At 58.5% G+C, this 15,614-nt stretch carries 19 protein-coding genes; 11 read left to right on the forward strand and 8 right to left on the reverse strand.

Annotated elements, in window-relative coordinates; genetic code table 11:
- Nucleotides 1-23 precede the first annotated feature (23 nt).
- Both BS629_RS23750 and BS629_RS23755 read left to right on the forward strand, forming a co-directional pair.
- Nucleotides 24-1,568, forward strand: coding sequence for an ABC transporter substrate-binding protein (locus BS629_RS23750; protein WP_018246611.1), 1,545 nt, complete (start codon nt 24-26; stop codon nt 1,566-1,568).
- A gap of 134 nt (nt 1,569-1,702) precedes the next feature.
- Nucleotides 1,703-3,151: a M20 family metallopeptidase gene (locus tag BS629_RS23755; RefSeq protein ID WP_026188783.1), complete on the forward strand. Its 1,449-nt coding sequence runs from the start codon at nt 1,703-1,705 to the stop codon at nt 3,149-3,151.
- 269 nt (nt 3,152-3,420) lie between these two features.
- Here the strand turns inward: BS629_RS23755 and BS629_RS23760 are convergent, their stop codons facing one another.
- On the reverse strand, nt 3,421-3,861 hold the full coding sequence (locus BS629_RS23760; protein ID WP_018246610.1) for a DMT family transporter: 441 nt from the start codon (nt 3,859-3,861) through the stop codon (nt 3,421-3,423).
- Nucleotides 3,858-4,343, reverse strand: a complete 486-nt coding sequence (locus BS629_RS23765) for a DMT family transporter (RefSeq protein WP_026188782.1) — start codon at nt 4,341-4,343, stop codon at nt 3,858-3,860. Before BS629_RS23765 ends, BS629_RS23760 begins: the two co-directional genes overlap by 4 nt.
- A gap of 142 nt (nt 4,344-4,485) precedes the next feature.
- Between BS629_RS23765 and BS629_RS23770 the strand changes: the two genes are divergently transcribed.
- The 6 genes from BS629_RS23770 to BS629_RS23795 all read left to right on the forward strand — a co-directional run bounded on the left by BS629_RS23770 (nt 4,486) and on the right by BS629_RS23795 (nt 8,944).
- The gene (locus tag BS629_RS23770; RefSeq protein ID WP_018246608.1) at nt 4,486-5,019 is read left to right on the forward strand and encodes a mismatch-specific DNA-glycosylase; all 534 of its coding nucleotides are present in this window, start codon (nt 4,486-4,488) and stop codon (nt 5,017-5,019) included.
- A 52-nt stretch (nt 5,020-5,071) separates the two neighbouring features.
- Nucleotides 5,072-6,832, forward strand: coding sequence for an MOSC and FAD-binding oxidoreductase domain-containing protein (locus tag BS629_RS23775; protein WP_018246607.1), 1,761 nt, complete (start codon nt 5,072-5,074; stop codon nt 6,830-6,832).
- A gap of 95 nt (nt 6,833-6,927) precedes the next feature.
- Nucleotides 6,928-7,773, forward strand: coding sequence for a pirin family protein (locus tag BS629_RS23780; protein WP_018517211.1), 846 nt, complete (start codon nt 6,928-6,930; stop codon nt 7,771-7,773).
- A gap of 60 nt (nt 7,774-7,833) precedes the next feature.
- The gene (locus BS629_RS23785; protein ID WP_003547964.1) at nt 7,834-8,052 is read left to right on the forward strand and encodes a hypothetical protein; all 219 of its coding nucleotides are present in this window, start codon (nt 7,834-7,836) and stop codon (nt 8,050-8,052) included.
- A gap of 221 nt (nt 8,053-8,273) precedes the next feature.
- A complete protein-coding gene (locus BS629_RS23790) occupies nt 8,274-8,543 on the forward strand; it encodes an antitoxin (protein ID WP_018246605.1) in 270 nt (89 codons plus the stop codon).
- The gene (locus BS629_RS23795) at nt 8,540-8,944 is read left to right on the forward strand and encodes a type II toxin-antitoxin system VapC family toxin (protein WP_018246604.1); all 405 of its coding nucleotides are present in this window, start codon (nt 8,540-8,542) and stop codon (nt 8,942-8,944) included. The genes BS629_RS23790 and BS629_RS23795 overlap by 4 nt, the downstream gene beginning before the upstream one ends.
- A 53-nt stretch (nt 8,945-8,997) precedes the next feature.
- On the opposite strand, the gene BS629_RS23800 is transcribed toward BS629_RS23795, so the two are convergent.
- Nucleotides 8,998-9,339, reverse strand: coding sequence for a hypothetical protein (locus BS629_RS23800; RefSeq protein ID WP_018246603.1), 342 nt, complete (start codon nt 9,337-9,339; stop codon nt 8,998-9,000).
- Between the two features lie 559 nt (nt 9,340-9,898).
- Here BS629_RS23800 and BS629_RS23810 point away from each other — a divergent pair.
- Together BS629_RS23810 and BS629_RS39310 are read left to right on the forward strand one after the other, a co-directional pair.
- Nucleotides 9,899-10,459 carry a hypothetical protein gene (locus BS629_RS23810; protein WP_018246601.1) on the forward strand — a complete coding sequence of 187 codons (561 nt, stop codon included), beginning with the start codon at nt 9,899-9,901 and terminating at the stop codon, nt 10,457-10,459.
- An 817-nt stretch (nt 10,460-11,276) separates the two neighbouring features.
- On the forward strand, nt 11,277-11,438 hold the full coding sequence (locus BS629_RS39310; RefSeq protein WP_018246599.1) for a hypothetical protein: 162 nt from the start codon (nt 11,277-11,279) through the stop codon (nt 11,436-11,438).
- A 6-nt stretch (nt 11,439-11,444) separates the two neighbouring features.
- On the opposite strand, the gene BS629_RS23815 is transcribed toward BS629_RS39310, so the two are convergent.
- Nucleotides 11,445-12,182: a hypothetical protein gene (locus BS629_RS23815; protein ID WP_026188781.1), complete on the reverse strand. Its 738-nt coding sequence runs from the start codon at nt 12,180-12,182 to the stop codon at nt 11,445-11,447.
- A 515-nt stretch (nt 12,183-12,697) separates the two neighbouring features.
- Between BS629_RS23815 and BS629_RS23820 the strand changes: the two genes are divergently transcribed.
- On the forward strand, nt 12,698-13,012 hold the full coding sequence (locus BS629_RS23820) for a helix-turn-helix domain-containing protein (protein WP_011655201.1): 315 nt from the start codon (nt 12,698-12,700) through the stop codon (nt 13,010-13,012).
- Between the two features lie 14 nt (nt 13,013-13,026).
- Here the strand turns inward: BS629_RS23820 and BS629_RS23825 are convergent, their stop codons facing one another.
- The 4 genes from BS629_RS23825 to BS629_RS23840 form a co-directional block, all read right to left on the reverse strand.
- Nucleotides 13,027-13,401 (reverse strand): type II toxin-antitoxin system RelE/ParE family toxin, encoded by a 375-nt coding sequence (locus BS629_RS23825; RefSeq protein WP_018246597.1) that lies wholly within the window; start codon nt 13,399-13,401, stop codon nt 13,027-13,029.
- A 21-nt stretch (nt 13,402-13,422) separates the two neighbouring features.
- Nucleotides 13,423-13,944 carry a GNAT family N-acetyltransferase gene (locus BS629_RS23830; RefSeq protein ID WP_018246596.1) on the reverse strand — a complete coding sequence of 174 codons (522 nt, stop codon included), beginning with the start codon at nt 13,942-13,944 and terminating at the stop codon, nt 13,423-13,425.
- Nucleotides 13,945-13,963: 19 nt separating this feature from the next.
- A complete protein-coding gene (locus tag BS629_RS23835; protein ID WP_026188779.1) occupies nt 13,964-14,782 on the reverse strand; it encodes a bifunctional allantoicase/(S)-ureidoglycine aminohydrolase in 819 nt (272 codons plus the stop codon).
- 114 nt (nt 14,783-14,896) lie between these two features.
- Nucleotides 14,897-15,550 carry a glutathione S-transferase gene (locus tag BS629_RS23840; protein WP_077988519.1) on the reverse strand — a complete coding sequence of 218 codons (654 nt, stop codon included), beginning with the start codon at nt 15,548-15,550 and terminating at the stop codon, nt 14,897-14,899.
- Nucleotides 15,551-15,614: the final 64 nt, after the last annotated feature.

The following is a 15,614-nucleotide window of genomic DNA, read 5'->3' on the forward strand; positions in this document are numbered from 1 at the left end:
AATCCATAAAAGAGGGTAGAACAATGCATAAGCTTCTTCTTGCAGGGACCATGTTGATGGCGATGACCGGCGTGGTCGACGCCCGCGACATCGTCGTGGCTCAAAGCTCCGATCTGCGCAGCGCCAATCCAGGCGTCAATCGCGACGGCAATACCGATGGCGTCATCCTGCATATCGTCGAAGGACTCGTCGGCTATGCCAACAACGGCGAGGTCAAGCCGCTGCTGGCAAAGAGCTTCGAAGTCTCGGCGGATGGGCTGAGCTACAGCTTCAAACTGCGTGACGACGTCAAATTTCACAACGGCAAGACATTGACCGCCGATGACGTCGTGTGGAACTGGAACCGCTATCTCAAGCCCGAAACGAAATGGACCTGCCTTCCTGATTTCGACGGCAGCGGCAGCGTGCATGTTACGGGGGTCAAGGCAGTCGATGCTTCCACAGTCACCATCACGCTGGAAAAGCCATCCGCGATTTTCCTTGGCCTGATGTCGCGCCCCGAATGCGGTTATACCGGGATGATCTCGCCGGAATCGGTCGGCTCGGACGGCAGCTTCATCAAACCGATCGGCACCGGTCCCTTCAAATGGGATGAATGGAAGAAGGGCGAGTATATCCACCTTGCCAAGTTTGACGATTATGTGTCGCCCCAGAACGACGGCAAGCCCGATGGCATGGTCGGCTCCAAACGCCCTCTCGTCGATGGCATCAAGTTCATGGTCATTCCCGATGCTTCGACCGTAAAGGCCGGCCTTCAGTCCGGTGTGCTCGACACCGCGGAGATTTCGCCGGATCTCATTCCCGAATTCAAGACGAGCGACACGATGCAACTGATCGTGGCGCGCAACAACGGCAAAAACCTCTTCTACATCCAGACGCGCGACAAGGTTCTGAGCAATCCCGGCGTGCGCCGCGCCATGGCGATGGCACTCGATCTCGACCAGCTCGTCGAGGCCGCCTCCAATGGCACCGGAGCAGCCAACGGCTCCATGGTTTCGGAAGACTCGCTCTATTTCGACGATGTCCAGAAGACGCGTCTGCCCTACGACCTAGAGGCCGCGAAGAAGGAGCTTGCGACGGCCGGCTACAAGGGCGAGCCGATCACCATCATCGCCAACAAGCGCAGCAACGTGCCAAGCTTCCCGGCCGCGGTGATGGCGCAGGCCATGATGCAGCAGGCAGGTCTCAATGTGCAGATCGAGGTGCTCGACTATGCGACGCAGGTCGATCGTCGCCGCTCCGGCAACTACCAGATCATCTCGCAATCGGTCGCGCCGCGGCTCGATCCGGCGCTGATGTACGGCTTCTATGTCGGCAACAAGGACAAGAACGCTTCTTTGATGTGGGATGACCCGAAAGCCGTCGAGTTGATGAAGGCCGCCTATGCGGAGTCCGACCAGACGAAGCGTCAGGCGATCTTCGACGAGTTTCACACGCTGATGCTCAAGGAAATGCCGGGCATCTTCCTCTACGACATGGTCGATGTCTGGGGCGCGACCAAGAAGCTGAAGGGTCAGCCCGTCTGGCAATCGAATGCTCGTCTTTGGGAAGTTTCGCTCGACAATTGAGCCCGAATTGCCGCGCCCGGTGGATCGGGCGCCGCCATCCCACTTCGACAGTCAATAGGAGATCCGGCAGGCAGTCCTGCCGGATCCGGTGCAACACGTCCCTGTGGCGGCAGGACAGACAGCGAGGAAATGCCATGAATCTTGACGCGATCAGCTCTATTGCCGCGACGATCGAAAAGATGAAGCCGGATTATGTCGCTCTCAGCGACAGTATCTGGGATTTCGCGGAGTTGAAGTTCGAGGAGCGGCGGTCGTCGCAATTGCTGGCAAGGACACTCGAGGAAAACGGCTTTGCCGTGCGCCACGGCGTCGCAGACATGGAAACGGCCTTCATCGGCGAATCCGGCAGCGGCAAGCCGGTGATTGCCTTCCTCGGCGAATTCGATGCCCTGGCCGGAATGAGCCAGACCGCCGACGTGGCCGAGCCTCGTCCCCAAGCGGCGGGGGCGACCGGTCACGGCTGCGGACACAATCTGCTTGGCGTCGGGTCGCTGATGGCGGCGGTTGCGCTTGCCCGCCACCTCAAGGAGAACAACCTGCCCGGGACGGTGCGCTATTACGGCTGCCCAGGAGAGGAGGGCGGTTCCGGCAAGACCTTCATGGTTCGCGCCGGCGCATTCGATGACGTCGATGCCGCCCTGACCTGGCATCCGGCCCCGTTCAACGGTGTACGTTCAACGAACAATCTTGCCGTTCTCGAATATTACTATCGCTTCAGGGGTGTCGCGGCACATGCTGCCAACAGCGCCCATCTCGGCCGTTCGGCACTGGATGCGGTCGAACTCATGAATGTCGGCGTCAATTTCCTGCGCGAACACATGCCGCAGGATTGTCGCGTTCATTACGCGATCACCGACACCGGCGGCAGGGCCGCCAATGTCGTGCAGGCCAGTGCCGAGGTTCTCTATCTGATCAGGGCGCCTGACATGCCGCAGGCGCTTGAGCTTGCCGGGCGCGTCGAGAAAGTTGCACGAGGTGCGGCGATGATGACCGAAACCGAGGTCGAGATCGTGTTCGACACCGCCTCGACGAACCTTCTTCCCAACATCACGCTGGAAACGGCAATGCACGAAAACATGGTCGCGCTCGGGCCGATAGCCTTCGACGAGGCCGACATCGCCTTCGCCAGGAAAATCCAGGTTACCTTCACTGAGGAAGCGATCAGGAGCAGCATCCGCCTCTATCAGATCAAGGGCGATGTGTTCTCCAATGCCAAGGTCGATGGCTCGGCGCCCTTGCACACCGGTCTGCGCGATTTCGAGGGACAATCGCATTTCCGGGCCGGATCGACCGATGTCGGCGACGTCAGCTGGGTGACGCCGACCGCGCAATGCTGGGCGCCAGCCTGGGCGATCGGCACCAATCCCCATACCTGGCAGGTCGTCGCGCAGGGAAAAAGCCCGGCCGCGCACAAGGCCATGGCGCATGCGGCCAAGACGCTTGCGACAACGGGGCTCGCATTGATGTCGTCATCCGACCTCCTGGCAGCCGCGACGGCCGAGTGGCGAGAAAAGACCAGCGGCAAAGCCTATACATGCCCGATCCCCGACAATGTGATGCCCGCAACGGTTCACAGCCGGTAGTTCCCGCCCGCTCGGGCTTCCCGGCTATTTCCGCTTGTCGAGCGCGCGCCTGCTCATTTTAGCCGCTGTTGCAATAGTCTTTGTCCGGTCGGACGCCGGCCGCCTGCCCTGGATTTAGCCCTTTCGCTAGGGAGCCGGGGCAAGTGAGCCCGGCGACTAAGGGCTGAGTGAAAGAGCAAATGCGGCGGGGATCCATTGCCCGCCGTCCATCCATCCCCGTGGCTTGCGACCGGTCAGCGATGGCACCGGAATGACAGCGCAGCGCTTGGCTATTGCGAGCCGTCGACTTTGCGTCGTCGCCGGCTGACCATCATTCCGCCGACGATGAGAATAATTCCGGTCGCGTTCGCCCAAAATGACGCTGGAACGGCGCTGATATAATCAAACGCCACCCCTGTTACCATCTGGCCACCGATGATCAGCAGAGCCGAATTAACCGCACCTATTCGAGCAATGACCCAACTGCCCGCGGCCACGAAAACAACGCCGATGGAACCACCCAGATAGGCGTACCAAGGCGCCTCGGCAGCGCCCGCAGGAAGCAGACCTCCGACAAAGAGACCAAGGCAGGTGAGGGCAGCAAAACCTATGGCATGATTCCAGAAGGATGCGATCAGCGGCGTGGTGGATATGCTCAACCGCCCATTCAGCTGACGACTGAGGCCAACGAGCACACCGCCCAGGCAAGCCAGGAGAATAAACACCGTCACGCCGCACCTCGCCCAAACAGGATAATGAGTGCAGCCCCCGTGACGACCAAGCCGAGCGCGGCGATGTCTCGTCTATCTGGATGCCGCTTTGGCAGACCGAACAGTCCCCAGCTGTCGGCCGCGACGCTGAAGGCGACCTGGCCTGCCAAACCCAACGCCAAGGTGCCGGAGAGCCCGAGCGGTGAGTTGACCGCAGTCGAGGTCAGAATCACCGTTGCCGCACCGGATATCCCACCGAAGTAGGCCCACCAAGGCGCGTTGGGGGCTTTTTCTACCCTCGGCCTGCCTCGGCGGTGGACCACCAGGAGAAGAATGACGGCTGCGATGATGCCCGTGCCGTGCGCGGTCCAAGATGAGAACAGGGGATTCCCATAACGGGCCAATTCCCCATTGAGATGCACCATAAAAGTCAGGAGCCCACCCGTGGCAAAAGCTCCGATGAAGTAGATGGGATGCGAATTACGCGCTGCTTCGGTGGTCATTACGGATCCTGTCAAAGAATCGATTGCGCCTTTCAAATTGCCACTAAGGCCATTCATCGGCATTTTCAGCAAGATGATTAGCACCGTCCGATCGACACATGGTTGGTGTATTTGACAGGCTAAATTCGAGCGACGTCCTACAATGCAAGATGATGCCGCGTCCGCGGATCTCGATGGTCCAGATGCCTCCACGATGCCGAAAGCCGGATTGTCGGAAATCCTCGTACCTGGCCTTTCCGCGGTTTTCTGCGGATTGAATCCGGCTCTGTCGGCCGTTCGCGACGGGCATAATTTCTCGAACCCGAGCAACCGTTTTTGGCGCGTGTTGCTGCTGCAGGCGGATGAAGAGCGCGAGCTGCTGCAATATGGCTGTGGTCTGACATCGGCGGTTTCACGTCCGACGAAAAGCGCAAGCGAGCTCAAGAGGCAGGATTATCTGAGCGCCGCGCCTGTCCTGGAAAACAAGACACGAAAGTTTGCGCCGGCCAATCTGGCCTTTCTCGGAAAGGCGGCATACGCGGGGATCAGTCTTCGCGCCGATGTTGAATGGGGTCGGCAACCCGAGACATTTGCCGGCGCCGCCGTCTGGCTGTTGCCAAATCCGAGCGGCCTCAACAGAGCCTTCACCTTGACGACGTTGACCGAACACTATCTCGAGCTGAGATTGACGCTGTAACCGTCCTCCGTCGATCTCGAAATTGCGGTGAGCATCATTCGGGAGAAATGTCATGGTACACTTGCTTTCGGTCAATGTGGGCCTGCCGCGCGACATCACCTGGCAAGGCAAGATCGTCAACACGGCCATTTGGAAGACGCCGGTCGACGGCCCGCGTATGGTGCGGCGCCTGAACGTGGACGGCGATGGACAAGGCGACCTGGCTGGCCACGGCGGCGAACGCCGCGCAGTCTTTGTCTATCAAATCGATTCCTATCGGTACTGGCAGGAGCAATTGCGCCGAGACGACTTCGTCTACGGGCAGTTCGGCGAGAATTTCACCGTCGATGGTTTGCCCGATGCAGAAGTATGCATTGGAGACCGTTACCGGATCGGCGGTGCTTTGTTCGAAGTGACGCAACCACGCGTCACCTGCTACCGGCTCGGCATACGCATGGACGAGCCGGAGATGGCCGCGCTGATGGTCAAACACGGTCGGCCTGGTTTCTATTTCCGTGTGCTGGAGGAAGGGGAAGTGCAGGCCGGCAACGAGATCACGAAAGTGGCGTCCGGGCCTGAAGGCATGAGCGTTTTCGAGATCAACGCGCTGCTTTATATGCCGGGCCACCCCCGCGATCAGTTGGAGCGCGCGCTGCGCATCCCGGCGCTGAGCCCAGGCTGGCGTCGTTCTTTCCAGGCGCTGATCAAGCAGGAGCGGAAGCAGGGCGCGCCGACAGGAAATGCCGGGCTGACCGCCGCGTCCGCCCCACCTCCGGCATGGCGCGGGTTCCGCCCGCTGCGTGTGTCGCGCAAGGTGCGCGAAAGTGGTAGCGTGGTTTCGCTCGTGCTCGAACCGGCGGATGGCCAACCTGTTGCCGCCGCACTCCCCGGGCAGTTCGTGGTGCTGCGGCTCGGGCCGACTTCGGCGCCAGCGCTGATGCGCAGCTATTCGCTGTCAGGCGAGCCCAGCGCCACCCGCTACCGCGTCAGCGTCAAGCGGGAGGCCCATGGCGCTGCCAGCGGCTACATCGACGACGAGCTGCAGGTTGGCGACATCGTCCAGGCAAGTGCCGCCCGCGGCAGTTTCACATTGCGGCCAGGCGATACGCCGGTTGTTCTGATGAGTGCCGGGATCGGAGTGACGCCGGTGCTGGCGATGCTTCATGTTTTGGCGGCCGAAGCATCGACGCGGGAGGTCTGGTGGTTATATGGAACCCGCAATGGCCGCGAACATCCGTTTGCCGATGAGGCGCGCGGGCTGCTGAAGGCGCTCGCTCACCATCACAGCCATATTTGCTACAGCTCTCCCGACCCTGAGGATCGGCCCGATATAGATTTCGACGCTCGCGGCCACCTGGATGCGCAGGCGCTCAAGTCGCTCAACCTGCCACGCGATTGTGACGTCTATGTCTGCGGACCGTCGAGCTTCATGAGCGATCTGACCGTCGGCCTTGCAGCCTTGGGCATCGCGCCGGATCGCATCCACACCGAGATGTTCGGAGCCGGTCCTGCGATGACCCCCGGCATAGCTGCTTCATCTCGCCGGCCACCACATTTGCCTGCCGGGCTCCCAGGCTCGGGGCCGTTGGTGTCATTTGCCCGCACCGGTCTCAACGTGCGCTGGGAGCCGACATTCCAGAGCTTGCTCGAACTGGCCGAGGCCTGCGATGTGCCTGTGCGATGGTCGTGCCGAACTGGCGTCTGTCACACTTGCGAGACCGGACTTGTGGAGGGAAATGTCGGCTACCGGCCGGAGCCTGTCGATGCTCCGGCGGATGGCAATGTGCTGATTTGCTGCTCAAAACCTGAGGGCGACATCGTGATTGATTTGTAACTCCTGGACGAACGCGCCGACCGTGAGTCTTGCTCACGACGCACGGCGCGGTAATGGCCCGGTGTCGTCACTGCCTTGCAAGCATGGAGGATGCGATGCTGCTCAAGGGCGAACGAACATTCGTGGTGCGGGATATGGGAGGCTTCGTCGCGCACATCAACATGCCAGGGTGGTTGAAGCCCAAGCCGACCGATCACGGCCAAGGCCCTCTCGCAATGGTCGTTGAATCGATCCTCGATCCCGGCCGCCTGATCGCCATGCACGAGCACAGGAACGACGAAATAATTTCCTGGGTGCCCGAAGGCGTCATGCGTCACGACGACAAGGCAGCTGGCCGGTTAGTGATCGACCGTGACCATCTGATGGTGATGAATGCCGGAAAAAGCTTTTGGCATTCCGAAGAGACGCTGGCATCCGATCCGCCTCTGCGGATGCTGCAGATCCTCGTTCGCCCTTATGCGGTCGATCTGGAGCCAAGGATCCAGCACGGGCCGATGCCAGCTGCCGCGGCAAACGTCTGGCGACACTTGGTCGGGCAGGAAGGAGAGGGCGCGCCCTTCTATGTCCGCAGCGCAATCGACGTCTTCGACATGCGGCTAGAGACAGGCGTCCGGGTGGAATTCCCGCAGAAACAAGGCCGAGACCTCTATTTCTATGTCTTTGGCGGATCCATTGTCGTCGATCAGCAGACCTTCGCCGAAGGCGAGCAGGGGCTGCATTTATCTGATGACAAGCTCGAACTAGAGGCGCAGAGTGCAAGCACGTTGGTCGCGTTTCTGCTCGACCCGAACGCATCTATCACCAGGCAGGGGACTGTCGGCGACCACAAGAAGATCCCGCCGGCAATCATCATTCGCGCGTTCCTGCGATGGAGGAAATTTCGCCATATGTGGCGTCGTCATCTTTCGCATCGCCGCTCGAAGACCGAAAAGGCGATATGAATGGAACAAGGATGCCCCTAACGGGTTTCGAACCTTAGCGTTCAATAGGAGGAGCATTTCATGCCTACGGTTGCCGCCACACCCATCACCCCACCAGACCAGCACGTGGTAACAGCGCGCGAAGCCATCGAGCCGCTTTATGAGAAGCTTGAGCTTCAAACGGAATCGCTGGTCCTGTCTGCGGCGCTGGAAGCGGGATGGTCTTCGGATGAGGCAACCGAGGCGCTGGCGGCGCTTAGACTGCAGGATGCGCTTTCCACCCTTGGACGAACGGCCTGACCGATAAAACTCCGGCAAAGATCGGGTTACGTGGTTAGCACAGCACCTTCCGGGCCTCAGAAAGATTCTGTGAGATGTTATCCCATTTCACTCGATGATTTTTAATCTCAACCATGAACCGCGCCAAGCCTTTTCAAAAGCAGCGGAGGTCACAAGACCTCGATCCTACTTGAAATCTTCGCCGACATGTATATGCATGTGTATATACATAGGAGTCCGACGTGGTCAATTCCCGACGTCAAGAGCCTATTCCCCAGCGGGAGGCCAAGCTTTTCAGAAACAACAAGAGTCAGGCTGTACGAATCCCGGCTGACTTTGAGCTACCCGGTGACAGAGTGATGATCCACCGCGACGGCGATCGGCTCATTATAGAGCCTGTGCACCGGAAGAACCTCCTGGAAGTTCTGGCTGGTCTGGAGCCGCTTGGTCCTGAAGATCAGTTTCCCGATGTCGACGATACCCTGCTTCCTGTGGAGGAAATCGACCTGTGAGCAGGCTTTATATGCTGGACACCAATATCGTCTCGGAGCTTGCTCGAAACCCGATGGGCACAATCACCCGACGCATCGCCGAGGTTGGGCCCGATGCAATTTGCGTCAGCATTATCACGGCATCGGAGTTGCGCTACGGGTGCGCCAAGAAGGGATCACCGAAACTTCTAGCACAGATCGAAGCCATCCTTGGCAGCATACCGGTGCTTGCGCTGGATCTGCCCGCCGATGCTGAATACGGTGGCATCCGGGCTGAACTGGAGGGTGCTGGCAAGCCTACCGGTCCAAATGACTTATTCATCGCTGCCCACGCCTCTGCCCTCGGAGCAGTTCTGGTGACGGCGAACATGGGCGAGTTCATGCGTATCCGCGCTTTGCAGGTCGAAAACTGGTTGATTTGAAAGGGCGACAGGCCCGATCGGGAGATTCCCGATGGCAACCCTCTGCATCAGTTTCACAATCCGGTCATAGCCAGGTAGGTTGGCGCGAAGATCATTTCGGGTTCTGTCGCAGAGATCGCGAACTGACACGCAAGCGAGCTGCTTATCTCAACCATCGCGCCGTCTTTGATCTCGGAGTTATCCAATCCAACTAATAGGAAGCCCTCGGTTGACGACTCCTTCAATGGTCTGGGACGAAGCCGGTCCTTGTAAGCTGCGACTTCACGTATTTCTTTGCCAGGAACATGTAATCTCGCAATAAGCCTACTGCCGATAGGGACGTCGGTCGATCCTTCGACGGCGACCATAGTGCCATTGCGGCCTTCGACCCGAAACGCTTCTAAAATCTTTCGCATTTACCATTCTCCGGGTCGGTTAACGCTCCTCCCGACCGGTCGCCAGTCATCTTGTTGAAACGGCGTCGGAACATTGCTGAGAGGGTCGGATTGGGACTACGCGGACGGGTTTCCGTGGCTGGTGCTTCCCAGAGAGCAGTTCCCAGGCGCGACGTATCTTCTCGAGCCTGGAGGAAATCCGCTCCTTTGCGGGAGGAATCAACATGCCGTTGCGGAAATCAGCCAGGGCTTGGGCTTCCAGCCTCGTCCGTTCGCTGGCCCCCTCACGGTCGGCGATTGGCTTGCCGGTCTGGCGATCCATGACCGACCACATCCCGTTCTCAAGTGCTTGTATTTCGTAGCGCGGCATACTGAAGCCTTAGAGTGGAAGCGTTCACCTCAGCCTGAAATCCCTTTGAAATCAACTAGACCGGCGCATCGCTTCACACATACTTTAGTGAGATGGTGAACCGCCAGTTACCCGCAGGGCAGGCCCCGAATGAACCTCCATGCGGTCCGCGACGGAGCCAAGGAGGATGTGCTATGTCAGCGGCCGCAGTTTCTTTCTCAGGAGAATGACATGATCAGCCGACGCTCCGCCCTGATAGTCTTTGCAGGAGCTGCTTTGTCGGGCGGCGTATATGCACAGGATCAGGTTACCGACGGCCGGTCTCCGGGGTCGCTTGCCTTCAAGATCACACCGCTGCCCGTTAAGTCGAACGCCGATGACCTCGCTTTGATGGCGTCGTATGGTGAGGGTGACGACGAAACGAAATTCGCCATCGAACTAAAGAGCGAGTCGCATGGCATGTTCCGCCATGTCACAGGCGGGCCGCGCCCCACGCATTTCCTTTCCGAACTGGGCAAAGCCCTGGAAGCGAGCGATCTTCGCCTTTCAGACGCCAAACAGGACACGCTAGCGTTCGATATAGCATTTCTCGGACCACCGACCATCCGCTCCTTCGGAGGCGGTTTCGGCGGCGGTCCTGGAGACTGGTACACTACCAAGATTTTCCTCGGACAAGATCAGGCTGAAGTCTATTTTAACTTCAATCTCGTGTCTGGCGAGGCTGAGTTCAGCATCAAAGACGAGAGCTATGGCAACGATGTCCTCTCCGAACTTTCCAAGGTGATCTGGTAGGCCTGGCTCCACGGCGTTTGCGTAGCGTATTCCATCTCCCTCCGCTATCGAACACGTCCACGGCAGAGGGATCGCCTAGTGGCGGCTACGCCGATTCCGCGAACTTTTGAGCAGCCGAGGAAGGAAACACAAAACCAGACCAAGTCTAATCGCCGCCACGACAACCGGATCGATACCAATGGCTCCGCTGGAAGCTTGGAACCACGCGTAATTGATTTGAAATCCCAAGCCGAACTAAAGCGCAATGATACCGCGTACTCGAAGCCCGTTGCCCAAAGAAACTCAGCTTGATGGCAAGTTAGGAGCGAGGTTGGGCGCAGACTTCGAGCCGCACCCAATAAGGATTATTATCGGCCACCGACGCGATCACAAAAAGCTCAAGGTCAGGATGACCGAGCAGCGCGAAAAGAACTAGGACAACTAGGGAATTCAGCCCGCTGTTGTGATCATTGGCGTAGCGAGTGATTTGGGCCCTGGGCTGGCGTAGGCACAAGGCGATCTAATCGGCTTTTGTGGCACGTACTTTCACGCAATTTTTGTCGGCGCATTTCCAATCAATTCGGACCAGCCCATCGTTGCGTGATGGTCTGTCATGCGGCATTTCTATTCATCAACTGACTAAGCAGAGAGTTGGAGGCTACCGTCACATTTCCCGGTTTTTCCGACCCGTGCGATATCAACCCAAGACCAAGCAGACGCCTATAGTTCCATAAGATATCTTATGCCACTTTTGCCTGTAGCCGCAAAGTTGAAGTGTCCTGTTTCTGCAAAGTTGGAATGTCACACTCCCCGCGTTTGATGACGTGGGAGATTGCCGATGGGACTGATTGCGATGAGCGAGCGTGACCTGCAGCGGATCGAGGTTTTGTCGAAAGTCATCGACGGTCGCAAGCCCGGTCGGCGCACGGATTTCATGAACGATCCGAAGGTTCTTGCGCGACGAGAGAAAGCGTTGATGAGGCAGCCAGCGGCGGAATAAACAGCGTCAATGCACGCCGATGTCGCTCTGCGTATCCGATTCCAACTGCAGGCAAGCTGGCCAAAGTGGCGTCTTGTGGAAGGCTCCATCCTGGAGGAGCGTGAGCCCCTCTCGTGCCTCATAGAGCACACCGAGCCAGCACAGGCGTCGAAAGACGCCATATTGGAGATCGGATTTCAACTTCCAGGCTTCTATGGTCATTTCGGTGTCCGACAGAGGCGCCAAGTCTGGATAGAGGATCTTCACAATGTCTATTGGCGTGCACCCTTCTCTGGCCTTGATATTGAGAAGATTGAGGAACATGCGCCACCAGCGTAACCGCGCTCGGACCTGCTCTTCCCGCTCGGTGGTGTGGACATACGAATAGAGATAGTCCGTGGCGACCAGATCGAAGAAGGCTTGCGGGTTCACCAGGAACTCCCGACCGCGTCTGGTTGGCAGCAGCACATCTTTTTTCCGGCGAAGAAGCTTCAGATGACGGGTCATGTCGCGCACGACCCAAAGCGGCGGCATGTCGCTTTCATTGAGTACCTTGTTCATGCTGTAGAGGTCTTCGGCTGTGAAGCCTGGCCAGAGGAAGTGCACAGCGGCCCAATGCACGAACTTGCGGTTCATGGCGCCGGTTGCCGTCAATCCTATGCCACCCTCATCGTAAGCATAGGCAACCGAAAGAAGCATGCCGCGCAGAAGTGGTGACAGCGCGGCGACGTCAATGTTACCCTGCAGCTTGATTTCCGGAAGCATCGTGCGACTTTGATCCCTGTCCTGGGCCATGCAAGTGCCAGCGAATATCGACCGGCGAGAAAACAATTGCCAGTGAGAAAGCTAAAGGGGTGGGTCTAACCCGCTCCTCCCTTGCAACCGGTCAAGCCGGTCGGATCGGGGGCTGACTGAGGGGCCAATGTCGCATTTCTAACTGGCTGGTGACGTCGCACATCTATTCAGCTTTGACATTGTTAAGACAGATTGCGAATTAGAACAGTTGCTCTCAAGGGTTGATTTCGAATGCGGCGGCAATACCGTTTGATAATCGCAGTTCGTAGAGCACGTGATCGCGCAAGCGATGCACCTCGGCGAATTGGGATGATTGAACTCACCGATCCAGCTCATCCCCCGTCGTCTCTTTGATGTTTGCCGGCACCGTAAAGCTGACGGTGCGATGCAGCTTTTCGTAGGCGGGGCGAAGCGATTTACGGAACCAGCTTGACGGTCCCGTCATTTTGACCTATATACTGGAACCTGTATAAAGGGGTTATCATATGGAACGGCTTGTCTACGACAACGTCTTCGAGTCACTCGTTGACGACAAAGATGAAGCCGCCGACTTGAGCTTCCGCGCGTCGTTGATCTCCGCTCTCGTCGATCTCTTCGAGGATCGCGGTTGGAAGCAAGCAGATGTAGCAGAAGCACTAGGCATCCCACAGCCACGAGTTAGTGAGCTGATGCGGGGAAAGGTTCATCTGTTCTCCGCTGATCGGCTCATAGGCTACCTGGCTCGCCTCGGCGTTCGCTTCAAACCATCCTTTGAACATCACAGAATCGTCTGTGATGTGGAAATGACAGAGGCCGCCTAGCGGCCTCAGTTGTCTCAATTCTTCTTTTGCTTCTTTCGCGCGTTCACCTCGGCCATCATGGCCTTGTAGCGCTCCTCCACCGTCTTCATTGCAGCCCTGTCTACCCCGTTCGTGGTCTTGGTGAATGCGTGCAATACGAACACCGTATCTTCATACTTGGCGCAGTAGACTGCCCGATAAGCCGGGCTGCCGTTTTCGATTAATTCGATTACCCCGCCCTGCCCGATACCCTTTAAATGTTTAAAATCCGACAGGGGGCTCTTGCCTTCTTGCACCCTCTGCAGGTCCGTCGCAAATTGGAGTGCGATCTCCTTTGGGAGAGCCTTCATCGCCTTCAGCACGGAGTTATTCACGTACTCTAAATTCATTTTTTTGACATTTTTCCCCATCACTTCACGATAGCCCTCTTTCTAGCTGACCTTCTCGTAGAGCACGTGACGGCGCAACGGATGCCCGTCGGCCAAATTGGGATGATCGAACTCACCGATCCGGTTCATTCCCAGTCGTCTCATCAAACCCCAGGAATTGCTGTTTGCGGGCACCGTGAAGCTGACGATGCGGTCAAGATTCAGATCGTTGAATGCAAAGTCGAGAGACCGTTCCGCGGCCTCGCGCGCATATCCGGCGCCATGCCGCGACGCTGAAAGCCGCCAACCGATTTCGACTGCCGGGGCAAACGGCAAAGCCGGCGAAACATTGTTGAGACCGCAGAGACCGATCAACTCGCCGCTTGCCTTCTCCTCCAGCGCCCAGAACCCCCAGCCATGATCCTCGAAGTGAAGGTCGATGCGGTCGAGCATAGCATTCGACTGTTCGCCGGTCAGAGGATTGAGATATCTGATAACGTCGGGCTCGGCATTGATCGCAGCGAAGGGCTTGCGATCCTGCGATCGCCAGGGTCTCAAAATCAGACGTTCGCTTTCGAGCCTCATCGTCCCTCTGCGACAGATCCTACCAGAGCGTCATGTGACGGTTGACGTCCTTGTAGAGCAAGTAGCGGAAACGGCCGGGGCCACCGGCGTAACATGCTTGCGGGCAGAAGGAGCGCAACCACATGAAGTCGCCGGCCTCGACCTCGACCCAATCCTGGTTCAGCCGATAGACCGCCTTGCCTTCCAGCACATAGAGACCATGCTCCATGACATGGGTTTCCATGAAGGGGATCACGGCACCCGGCTCCAGAGTCACGATATTCACGTGCATGTCGTAGCGGACATCGGCCGGATCGATGAACCGAGTCGTCCCCCAACGTCCATCAGTGTCCGGCATTGCCGAGATGGCGTGTTCGTCCTCATGCGTGAAGATCGCCGGAGGCGGCTCTAGCCCCTCCACCTCCTGAAAGGCCTTTCGAATCCAGTGGAATTTTGCCGCAGTCGAGCCGCCGTTTTTCAGGCACCAGACCGAACCCGCCGGAATATAGGCGAACGAGCCGCTGCGAAGCGCATGGCTGACGCCTTCGAGTTCCACTGTCATCTCGCCTTCGACGACGAATAGAACTGCTTCAGCCCGCTTGTCGGGCTCTGGCCGGTCGCTTCCGCCGCCCGGCTGAACTTCCATCACATATTGCGAGAAAGTCTCGGAGAAACCGGAGAGCGGCCTGGAGAGAACCCATGCCCGTGTCCCCGTCCAATGGGGAAGGACGCTGGTGACGATGTCGGTCATGACGCTGCGCGGGATGACCGCATAGGCTGTGGTGAAGACGGCCTTGCTGGAAAGCAGCTCGGTTTGCGGCGGTAGTCCGCCGAGTTTGGAATAATAATCTCTGTTCATCGGTCCAGGCTTCGCGGCATTTGGCATTGCATCTGCTTTATGCGCCGCTCACCTTCCAGGCAACTCCTAATTCGACCGTGAAAATCGATGCGGAGCCGACCGGCCGCGTTTCCGTCAGAACTCGACTTCCAGCTCGACGATCTCGTCCGGCTCGACCAACGCCCCTTCGGTCCATTCGCCCATCAGCGGCCATGACAGTACCGTCTCGACATAGGCTGCGAGCCGCGGCTCCAACTCCACCGCATAGGTGCGAAAGCGGGTGCAGACCGGCGCGTACATCGCATCGGCCACGGTCGGCGCGGTCCCGAACAGCCAAGGCCCGCCGCTTGCCTCGAGGCATTCGGTCCAGATGGCCTTGACGCGCTCGACATCGGGCCGCGCGCCCGAGAATATCTTGAAGCTTGCATGCCGCGCCTTGAGGTTCATCGGCAATGCCGAGCGCAGATTGTGGAAACCCGAATGCATCTCACCCGAGACCGACCGGCAGCGGGCGCGCGCCGCGCGCTCGGCGGGCCAGAGCCCGGCAGTGGGCGCCACTTCGTGGAGATATTCCGCGATAGCCAGCGTGTCCCAGACCGTCACGTCGTCATGGGTCAGCCTCGGCACTAGAACCGACGGTGAAAGCAGAAGCAGTTCCTGGCGCGGCTCGTCATCCAGCTCCACAAGGACTTCGGCGAAGTCCAGCCCCGCCATCCGGCACAGCAGCCAGCCGCGCAGAGACCATGAGGAGTAGTTCTTCGAGGAAATCGTCAGTGCCGCCTGCGACATCGGGCTCTATCCTTGTCGGACAATGTTGCTTCTTCCTCGATAATCTTCTCGCATGGCAGGACAT

Origin of the sequence: Rhizobium leguminosarum bv. viciae USDA 2370, assembly GCF_002008365.1 — a bacterium.
In the GTDB taxonomy this organism is placed as follows: Bacteria; Pseudomonadota; Alphaproteobacteria; order Rhizobiales; family Rhizobiaceae; genus Rhizobium; species Rhizobium leguminosarum.